Below are 332 nucleotides of genomic sequence, written 5' to 3' on the forward strand. Positions count from 1 at the left end.
CTACGTTTGATTGGTTTTGGAAAAAAAGAAGAATTTAAGAAAGTGCTAGCAATTTTAAGAAAGAAAAAGCCTGATAGGACAAGGGTCCTATGAAATTTGTCGTGTACAGAGCTTTTCAGTTAAATTTTTGCGCTGAACAAGTAATGTGCCAAATATACCATTAATTAGGGTGTGTTGACACTTTTAGCTTAAAAAAATAGCGAAGTAGTAAAATCAAATCACCAAACCCAATTTTACTATTCGCTATGCCTCGTACCATGCTGACAGATCAACACTGGCAAAAGTTGAAAGTTATTCTGCGTAATTTATCCATTCACCACAACTCAAATTTA

The 332-nt window shown here is 34.0% G+C and carries 1 pseudogene; it reads left to right on the forward strand.

From position 1 onward, the window contains the following. Positions 1–245: 245 nt before the first annotated feature. Positions 246–332: pseudogene (locus tag WFH18_RS17955) on the forward strand (IS5/IS1182 family transposase); the annotation flags it as partial.

This window comes from Acinetobacter sp. USHLN143, from assembly GCF_037145695.1.
GTDB lineage: Bacteria > Pseudomonadota > Gammaproteobacteria > Pseudomonadales > Moraxellaceae > Acinetobacter > Acinetobacter fasciculus.